The organism is Vibrio crassostreae (genome assembly GCF_041439375.1).
Classification (GTDB): Bacteria; Pseudomonadota; Gammaproteobacteria; order Enterobacterales; family Vibrionaceae; genus Vibrio; species Vibrio crassostreae_D.
In genome coordinates this window covers 1-8,408 of record NZ_JBGONY010000102.1, presented here as the reverse complement: position 1 = coordinate 8,408, position 8,408 = coordinate 1, and the positions used below count along the sequence as shown (strand labels likewise).

11 protein-coding genes are annotated in these 8,408 nt (G+C 36.9%); 4 read left to right on the top strand and 7 right to left on the bottom strand.

What is annotated here, in order from left to right:
• Positions 1-296: 296 nt before the first annotated feature.
• On the top strand, positions 297-692 hold the full coding sequence (locus ACED45_RS23340; protein WP_017082559.1) for a hypothetical protein: 396 nt from the start codon (positions 297-299) through the stop codon (positions 690-692).
• Complete coding sequence (locus ACED45_RS23335; RefSeq protein ID WP_017082558.1) at positions 682-939, top strand: hypothetical protein; 258 nt, start codon at positions 682-684, stop codon at positions 937-939. The genes ACED45_RS23340 and ACED45_RS23335 overlap by 11 nt, the downstream gene beginning before the upstream one ends.
• A 783-nt stretch (positions 940-1,722) precedes the next feature.
• On the opposite strand, the gene ACED45_RS23330 is transcribed toward ACED45_RS23335, so the two are convergent.
• The 7 genes from ACED45_RS23330 to tpx all read right to left on the bottom strand — a co-directional run bounded on the left by ACED45_RS23330 (position 1,723) and on the right by tpx (position 7,089).
• Entirely contained in the window at positions 1,723-2,703 is a 981-nt protein-coding gene (locus ACED45_RS23330; protein WP_371715140.1) for a GlxA family transcriptional regulator, read from the bottom strand.
• Positions 2,704-2,909: 206 nt separating this feature from the next.
• The gene (locus tag ACED45_RS23325) at positions 2,910-3,389 is read right to left on the bottom strand and encodes a hypothetical protein (RefSeq protein ID WP_017082556.1); all 480 of its coding nucleotides are present in this window, start codon (positions 3,387-3,389) and stop codon (positions 2,910-2,912) included.
• A complete protein-coding gene (locus ACED45_RS23320) occupies positions 3,373-4,170 on the bottom strand; it encodes a winged helix-turn-helix domain-containing protein (RefSeq protein ID WP_371715139.1) in 798 nt (265 codons plus the stop codon). Before ACED45_RS23320 ends, ACED45_RS23325 begins: the two co-directional genes overlap by 17 nt.
• A complete protein-coding gene (locus tag ACED45_RS23315; RefSeq protein ID WP_017082554.1) occupies positions 4,167-4,682 on the bottom strand; it encodes a hypothetical protein in 516 nt (171 codons plus the stop codon). Before ACED45_RS23315 ends, ACED45_RS23320 begins: the two co-directional genes overlap by 4 nt.
• Entirely contained in the window at positions 4,657-5,382 is a 726-nt protein-coding gene (locus ACED45_RS23310) for a winged helix-turn-helix domain-containing protein (RefSeq protein ID WP_371715138.1), read from the bottom strand. Before ACED45_RS23310 ends, ACED45_RS23315 begins: the two co-directional genes overlap by 26 nt.
• A gap of 598 nt (positions 5,383-5,980) precedes the next feature.
• Positions 5,981-6,589 (bottom strand): redoxin family protein, encoded by a 609-nt coding sequence (locus ACED45_RS23305; RefSeq protein WP_371715137.1) that lies wholly within the window; start codon positions 6,587-6,589, stop codon positions 5,981-5,983.
• Between the two features lie 2 nt (positions 6,590-6,591).
• On the bottom strand, positions 6,592-7,089 hold the full coding sequence (gene tpx, locus ACED45_RS23300) for a thiol peroxidase (protein WP_017082551.1): 498 nt from the start codon (positions 7,087-7,089) through the stop codon (positions 6,592-6,594).
• A 515-nt stretch (positions 7,090-7,604) separates the two neighbouring features.
• Between tpx and ACED45_RS23295 the strand changes: the two genes are divergently transcribed.
• Both ACED45_RS23295 and ACED45_RS23290 read left to right on the top strand, forming a co-directional pair.
• Positions 7,605-8,051 carry a hypothetical protein gene (locus tag ACED45_RS23295; protein WP_371715136.1) on the top strand — a complete coding sequence of 149 codons (447 nt, stop codon included), beginning with the start codon at positions 7,605-7,607 and terminating at the stop codon, positions 8,049-8,051.
• A 19-nt stretch (positions 8,052-8,070) separates the two neighbouring features.
• Entirely contained in the window at positions 8,071-8,376 is a 306-nt protein-coding gene (locus ACED45_RS23290; RefSeq protein WP_371715135.1) for a hypothetical protein, read from the top strand.
• Positions 8,377-8,408: the final 32 nt, after the last annotated feature.

Genomic DNA, 8,408 nt, shown 5'->3' with positions numbered 1-8,408 from the left:
GATGATCTGATCGTAGCTTTAAGCATTAGTTCCCTGATTTAGGAAACAAAGCCGTTAAAGTCCTAAATGTAAGGGGTATGTGTCGTTTTTCTAATGGTATTGAATCTATGTAGACCAACTCAGTTAATATGGATAAAAAGCATTACCTCCATTGCATGGTAAGCAAATAGGACATATATATCCTATTTTCTGGACGTAATAGTGAGGTCTTTTTTATAATCCCATGATATTTATCGTATTTTTTTCATTGGTGCAATTGGTTTCATTATTTTATTTTAAACATATAACGTTAACATATGAGGGACGAGAACAATGAACTAGAGGAATACAAAGTGTATCAAGAACTGAGCCAACTACTAGATGATATTGGGTATGCATTTGATAAGCATGAACTGAAAATATGTACTATCAGAGCTCAAAAAAACAAAGTAATAAAAGCGATGCTTGTAACGGCAAAAGAACTGAATTTTGACATCTCGTCAAACCTGTCGAAAAGCGTATTGTCGGCAATAGTTAGTCAAGACGAAGTTAGCGAGCAACAAGCTATTAGCGTTTTGACGAAATATGTACTTGGCGATAATACGGTCCGAAAAGAAATGAGAGAGAGCCTTTTCCTTGCTATGGTGAGGGAAAGCGAAGAGTTTCACATTGTTATGCTACTGAATGGAGAAGGGGTTAATCGTGTTATCTGAAGAAATGCTCCATGAAAGAACTAAAGAAGCACTGCGATGTGCGCGTTTGCTTGAACTTGATACTTCAAAGCAATTTATTAAAATATGCATGAGCGCTTGTGTGGCAGATACTCGTATTCATATTAATAATATTGGTGAAGTTCTCAGTAATTCAATTGCTTACCCAAGTAGACTCTTATCTGGTGCATATGAAACCAGTGAACTTCATCAGTCGATAACCCCTGTCCTAGATAAACTTTCTCAATAGTATTTTATCGGTGGTAAAGATGGTTATCCTGAGGTCAATCAAGAGTCGTCGTTTGGTCCTGATCTGACAGTTTTTTTTTAATCGGCGCTTGTCAGATTGAACCTAAGGAAGATTATTTTCACTCAGTTCCATTTACTAGCTAACAATGTATCAACTGAATGTTGGTGGCAACTTATTTCCCTTTGATGAGTAACCATGTTCATTCGTCTTGAGTTTTTGTCGTTATTACCTGTTTTTACTTGTCCATGTTGTCAGGGCTTTTAGCGTCTTGTAAACAAATCAGTCGACTTTGTTTCTCTTTTCCTTCTTGTATCTAGTTGCACATTCTCGTGTCACTAGGTCTATCACTTTATACTTCATTGACTTTTTCGAAGTGGGTTAAGTAATGTTGTTAGCGCCTTATTATCATCGTCACTGACATTAACGAGGTTTAACTTAGCGCTAAGGACCTCCTATCGATCCACATTGATAACGAGATTTGGCTCTCGCCAAGTCATCCGTGTTTCTTGGCTTTCTAGGCGCCCCAATCAAAGACTTTAATGTCTTCAGATTCGATGGTGTATGACGAATATTAAAACGAGATGAAGTGTGGTGTGGCGTCGTTGAACGCTTGCAGATACAAGCGTGGGCGGGGATAGATAAACTTTTTAAATGTTGAATTGATGAGGGCTCTAGAGCGAGAGTTACCTATTTTGTCTTGGATTGTGGATTAAGAATCTCAATTAATTCGGGTAACTCCCTTCTTTTAAACTAAGAAGTTAGGTTCAACGAAAATTTAAATGATTAAGCCCCACCAGTCTGTGTCGTTTTGCGATATTCTGTGGGTGTCATGTCATAAAACTTTTTAAACAGCGATCGAAAATGGTTTGTGTCACTGTAACCGACCTGCTGGGATATTTGTTCTATATTTAGGCGCGTAGTGTCCAATTTTTCTCTAGCGAATGCTACTCGAATACGTTGTATGTAACTCATTGGAGATTCGCCAGTTGCTGCTTTAAAGCGACGTTTCATTTGTCTTTCACTCAAAAAGATTTTTTCTGCACACATAGCGACAGAGAGCCTGCTAGGGTCTTCATTATGCATCCATTCTTGTAATCGATTAATCAAACCGTCACTGTGCTGTTGGTATTGAACAAAACTTGTTAAAAAAATTCGCTTTATTTTCGAAATGTCGCCTCCCAAATATTGTTCACATTTTATTCTTTGGGCGGTGCCCAACAGAGCGTCAATTAACAAGATTGTTGCGGCGAAGTATTCTTTAATACCAGAGGTGCATATATATCTGCCTTCATGAGTAATTTTTAAGTGTGGTTTGAATTTTACTTGGGGGAATTGCTTGCGAAAATCTTCAGCATATACCCAATGTGTAGTAGCGCTTCGTTTGTTTAAAACCCCAAGCTCCGCCAGAAGAAAAGCCCCTGTACATAAAGAGAGAACAAACTCAGACTGCGCGATTTGTTTTTGTAGCCAAGACTTGACGTCTTCGGATAAGACATAAGACCCTTTACTTATATCACCACATGCGCCTATTAGCAAAATATCGGTCTGTTCGACGGATGCCCAATGTGTATTACAGTTAATTATGAGTCCTCCAAGAAATTGAGTGGGCTCACCTGTAACGGATACATAACTAACCTGTGGGGTAGGTAATCCTGCTTGTATTGAAGCGATGGTCAGCATTTCGATTGGTCCCGAAATCGCTGTGATTGGGCTTCCTTCCAACAAGAGTGCAGTGATCTTTAAAGGTTCTCTTTTGTTGCTCATGAGTATTGTATTTCTCTGACATGTCTTATTTGCTAGTACTATGTCCAAAAAACCTTAAAAACACTAATGAACAAATCCAAATTTTACAACACTTACCGTTGACCGTAATTTTACAAAATTAAATTAACTCATTGGTATTAAAGGGTTTATTTTAAACACATTTGGTTATAACTAAATGTGTTGGTTGATTAGGTTAATTACTCTAATTAATCTGCAGTGATACACTGGACACTGCTGGTTAATAAACTGGAATAACAAAATATATATTTGTCTTGATACAAGGTCTGGAAAAATTGTTCCGAGGAATCGTTAATCAAGTGGGCTTCAGCGAAGTCGAGTTCGGTGGAGGGAATGTAGTTTGAGCTACGTAGTACGTTGGTCGTCGAAAAAAGGTTTATGCCCCAAAAATAAACTGAGTAATAAACGTTGAGAGCCTTGTTTTCTCCTTCGGATAGTGTGCTCGAATGGATATCGTGGACTCCTCCCCACCGATGATCAACGGTAATAACTTCTTTGAAGGTATCGACTTCAAATTTTGTATATGTACGACCGCGAGAAAACAACATGGTGTTGTTTCGACCATCGAGGAATGGAGGATGGTTAAGGTTATTCATCCACGAGAGCAGCGCAATGATGAGTGTATTTGCCAACACCAGCCAAACGATGGCTTTACTGACATTGTTCATTAATGGCCTCTTTTACTTGCTCGATTGAATAATCTCGGGAAAAACTAAAATTCATTGTGTGACGTTCATGCAAATTGTTAGGTTGGTAAACACACGATATATACAATTGCTCGGGGTTTTCAGAAATATATAGCATACGCAAATCACTTGAGTATCTCCGTTTGAGATCCTTGAAACGTTGACTTCCATTTTTAGTATTCGTAAAGTAATACGTTACCCCCAAATACTCACGCTGATTCCATTGGAGACGATCTGTGGTGCTATTGTAATATATGATCCGTGCTAACCAAGTAATGCTAAGTAGCAACAAGAGTGAGAGAATCAATAAAATAAATTTTTGAAGGTATTGTAGATGAGCTGATAGACCAATCTTTTCTTGATGCTCTAGTTGGGGAGTGTCTTGGGGTATTTCTGAGCAAGAGGTTGATAAGTTGTCTTGTTCAAGAGCTACAGGCATCTCAAGACTTATGAGGTCGCTAACCACCGAATAACCATGTCTAGGTACAGTTTTTATAATATTTTGTTGGCGGCCATTATCTCCTAAAGCTATGCGTAGGTGAGCTATGGATTGCGTTAAACTCGCTTGAGAGACGACACGCCCCGGCCAAGCCGCGTTTATTAAGGCGTTTTTTGAAACAGTTTTTCCTTGATATTGACATAAAAGCTCTAAAATTTTGCAATCTGTAGAGTGCAATTTTTTGCTCTTCCCATTACTCTGGTTAGTTAGTTGATGCCGAAGTGTTGGATTAAATGTCCACATGCTATGCTGTTTTCTTTTCATTGAAGGCGATTTTTTTCTTTATCTTTAGATATATTGACACATTGAACTGAGCTGTTCGACAGTTGGATGTAGCAATATTGGTATGGGGTTTCTCGCAAAGTTTGAAAAATTTCTTCGCCCCCGTCAAAAAGGACATGTTGCTCCGGCAAATCGAAATATTCTGACTCTGGAGCGTCAACCAGCTTATTGATGTATTTTATTGAATAAATAGATTTTGGCCAAAAGGTAATAAGGAATTGTGTATCAACCTTTTTCCCATTACCGAAATGGATAGAAGTAAGTAAGAGAAATCGGTTCCATAGATAAGGTTTTAAGTGGTAGTCGATTTTTCTGTATTTATTGTCTCCCATTGTCTCACCGTAAGTCAGAATCGTTTTACTTATTTGGGTAGTAGCGTTTTTAGCAAAACTAGGAATAAACGATGCGTTCAGAAAGATTTGAATAGGAAACAAGGCAAGTAAAAAGACAACGCCAAGTCTGTAGCGCTTATTGGCATTTTTGTACAATATCATTACTAGTTCTCTCTATAGCGCGCTTAATATCAATGGAGAAGTTGATGCTTTGGCCGTAAGGTGATGAGGAATTCTGGTGAATGCAACTTACATAAATCCTAGTTTTATTTGAAGTGATATAAAAATTCACATTGTTCAAATCAGGGTGTCTAATCAGTTGTTCTAGGAGCTGTTGACTATGGAAATCGTTGTTCTTGATCGTAAAAGTGTTGGTTTGAGAGTTCAACCTTGACATGTTCAGTTTAGGTTCGCTTTGTGAAGGGATGAACAAAAACCAAAACAGTAACAAGTTCATACTGACTAATAAAAGTATTACTCCAACTTGCCAAGAACACCTAAGTTTAAGAGCTCGTATCTTATCAGGGCGCCCAGTATAGGCTTGGTCTTGGTTGGTTAAAGCTAGAGCTATTTTATTCTCAGCGACAAAGTAGCCGGCTTTAGGTACGGTTCGAATGATACATTGCGCTTCCGCTGTATCATTTAAAGCTAGACGTAATGAAGCAATACTGTGTGTGATACTGGCATCTGAAACACATTTTCCTAGCCAAATTTTTTTGTGAATTTCTGACTTAGTTACGACTCGATGTTTATTCGAAAGTAAGAGCAATAACAACTGGCTTTCTGTATGGGTTAGTCTCTTTTCTTCGCCTGATATTTTATTTCGAAGTTGAAAGCACTCCTGAGGTCTAAAGTCCCACATAGATATCTGTTTTACCTATACTTGCTATTGTCTTGAAATGAAATGATACAAATTTACCAAATTATTCAATAGACAACAACTAAGAAAACAATATAACCCTGGTTTCATAATTAAAATTGTTTATAAAAGTTAGGGTAATTTTGGTTTGTTCTTTTATCGAGAACCTGAAAGGTATGCCTAAAATAAGTAGAGTTACTTTCATTTATGTGTGTTGTTTCATTGAGGTGCTTTAGTGCCTCATCCAGTGAGGTCGTATGCATGACACGAAAAGCTTAAATACGTGGTTCAATATGCTTTTTAATCTATGGGGTTGTATCGATGCGGTCATGGATAGAGGTCGTGAAATTAGGGTAGATATTATTTAATGAAATGATGAAGTGCCATATCGTATTTTGATTTTATAATTCTCAATCGAAATTTCTCCTATTATTAGTTCTAGTATTGACACTTCTTTTGGTTTGATAGTTATTAATGAGATGAAAATTAACAATCCTACATAAACGTTTGCTTTTTAATAATTTTAATCATTGATTTTTAATTGTTAGAATGGGGGTTTTATTGATATAAGAGGCTGATGCCTCTTATATCTTATTGGTATCTAGCGGTTTTTTAACGCTATTTTTACGGCTCGCTCTAAACTAGGGATAGTTGTAAGTTCAGGTACTCTTTGGGTATAAATAATTTGGTTATTTATACCCACTACAATGATACTTCGACTAAGCAAACCTAACTGCTTAATTTGAGTCCCTGTATTTAGGCCAAACTTATGTTCTGAAGAGTCAGAAAGATATGTCGCCCCGTCAAGAGAGTACTCTTTAATGAACCGTTGTTGAGCGAAAGGAGTATCGGCACTCACTGCATAAAATTCAATACCTTGAAGTTTGTGACTGTTATTTTCTATGTATTGAGAAAGTTCTATAGCTTGTTGAACACAAACCGGCGTGTCAACAGATGTTAATATGCTATAGACTTTGATCGATTTACTTTTCGCACTGGTATCATAGCTTCCTAAATCTGAAGTCAGCATCTTAGCCGAAGGCATTAAATCACCTACTTCTAATGGTGTACCAATCAGGTCAAACTTTGTGGTTTTATCAAGTGTGACGACTTGAGCCGCTCCAAACTCAGCATCGTCTTCAGTAGTTTCAAACTTTGCGAAGGCGTTTATTGAATATAGGGTAGCAGCAACAATAAGTAGTTTAAGCATGATTATGATAAAGCCGCTAGTGCTGATTCATAGTTTGGTTCAGTAGTAATTTCAGAAACCAATTCACTATGTGTGACCATACCATCCTGACCAATAACGATAATAGCTCTAGCAGCTAACCCTTCAAGCGCACCTTCATTTAAGTTTACACCGTAGTTTTCAGTGAATGATGACTCTCTGAAGAAAGAAGCGGTTGTTACATTATCAATGCCTTCAGCACCGCAAAAACGGTTCATAGCAAATGGTAAGTCGGCAGAAACACATAATACGATTGTATTGTTTAAATTAGCGGCTTTCTCGTTAAATGTACGAACGCTTGCAGCACAAACTGGGGTGTCAATGCTAGGGAAAATATTTAATAAGACATTTTTCCCTTTTAGGCTTTCTAAGGTTAGGCTATTTAATTCTTTGTCGCAGAGAGTAAAACTTGGTGCTACTTGATTAGGTTTAGGAAATAGACCTGAGATTGAAACGGGGTTACCTTGAAAAGTTATAGACATGTTAATACCTTTTTATTGTTTATTTTTTGGTTAGAAATTATTGAGCGGCGAGATAGTAATTTGATATTTATAAATAACAAATCCGATGTGTTGTATTCTATTTGTTATTATTTAGGATTCTAATAAATAAGATGTTAAGTCCTAAATGCCCATTGTTTTAGTCCGGTTTGAATGGCTTGGTTGGTGTATGATTTAATTTTTTCTGTGGAGTTTCTGAAGAGTGTTCGTATTTAGGTGTGTTTTAGAAAGTTAAATATTATTCATAGGGAAAGAACGTGATTTTTTACGTTGTTTTTTGATTCTTTAACGATGAGCGAGCTGTATTCAGGAATTAGTACTCATTCCTAAACAAAGAACCCCCAGTCATGCTGTTTTAGTTGGTCAACTTTCAAAGACAGCGTGACTTCTTACATTTACAATGAAATTAGACCATAGATTAAATTCATTATCATATTTTCTAACTATCCTATACCACGATTTTGCAGTCACGCTCGCTAGTCCTATTGTATATAATTTTGAAAATAAAGACAAAACTGACAATCGAAACACAGGGGAATGAAAAAAACATTTGCACTTGCACTCGTTATTTCGACTCAGATCTTAGCGAATGGCTTAACTATGGTGAAGAGTTTGAACAAAAATCCAACGGTGAATTAGATGAATTAGATTGTTCATTCATGTTAGTTGCCCATATAGAAGAAAATGGGAAGATTCATATTGCGCAACTATTAACACCAGCAGTTGACTGTCGAGACAAAGCGGGTAAGAAGCAAAATATGAAACCATTTGATATAAATGGAAAGGTAGTGAAAATGGAAAGTTTTTGTGAGAATGAATATACGTCATTGACATATCCATTAACAAGTTTAGGAAGAAAATATTCAATAAATGAATTGAAGAGAAAGAATTTTATCACCTTCAACTCATGGAAATATTTAGCGAGAGGATTCAAAAACTTTTAACGCTATGGAAAAAACAACAATGCCATTTGAAAACAAATACGCTTACTTCTTATATACTCCTTTGCTGTTCTGGAGTATAAATGCGTTTTCCGTTCAACTTACATATGCAGACGAAGTTTCTGCGTTTAAAGCTGCAGGCTATAGCTTCGACGGCAAATTTTGGCGTAGTAATTGTCAGGAATTTGGCTTCACCTCATTGGGTGAAACAACTGTTGTACGAGATTTGAATGGTGATGATCAGCCTGAGGTGATTATCACAGAGAGTAATACATATTGTTATGGTAATACTGGCTATCACTATACTCAGGGCGCGAGCATACTTTGATGAATTTATAATCCAAAGAACACTCGGGCTCG

Bases quoted from the DNA above. Each gene is read 5' to 3' on its own strand.
- ACED45_RS23340 (WP_017082559.1), top strand. From the start codon at position 297: ATGAGGGACGAGAACAATGAACTAGAGGAATACAAAGTGTATCAAGAA.
- ACED45_RS23330 (WP_371715140.1), bottom strand. From the start codon at position 2,703: ATGAGCAACAAAAGAGAACCTTTAAAGATCACTGCACTCTTGTTGGAA.
- ACED45_RS23325 (WP_017082556.1), bottom strand. From the start codon at position 3,389: ATGAACAATGTCAGTAAAGCCATCGTTTGGCTGGTGTTGGCAAATACA.
- ACED45_RS23320 (WP_371715139.1), bottom strand. From the start codon at position 4,170: ATGAAAAGAAAACAGCATAGCATGTGGACATTTAATCCAACACTTCGG.
- ACED45_RS23315 (WP_017082554.1), bottom strand. From the start codon at position 4,682: ATGATATTGTACAAAAATGCCAATAAGCGCTACAGACTTGGCGTTGTC.
- ACED45_RS23310 (WP_371715138.1), bottom strand. From the start codon at position 5,382: ATGTGGGACTTTAGACCTCAGGAGTGCTTTCAACTTCGAAATAAAATA.
- ACED45_RS23305 (WP_371715137.1), bottom strand. From the start codon at position 6,589: ATGCTTAAACTACTTATTGTTGCTGCTACCCTATATTCAATAAACGCC.
- tpx (WP_017082551.1), bottom strand. From the start codon at position 7,089: ATGTCTATAACTTTTCAAGGTAACCCCGTTTCAATCTCAGGTCTATTT.
- ACED45_RS23290 (WP_371715135.1), top strand. From the start codon at position 8,071: ATGCCATTTGAAAACAAATACGCTTACTTCTTATATACTCCTTTGCTG.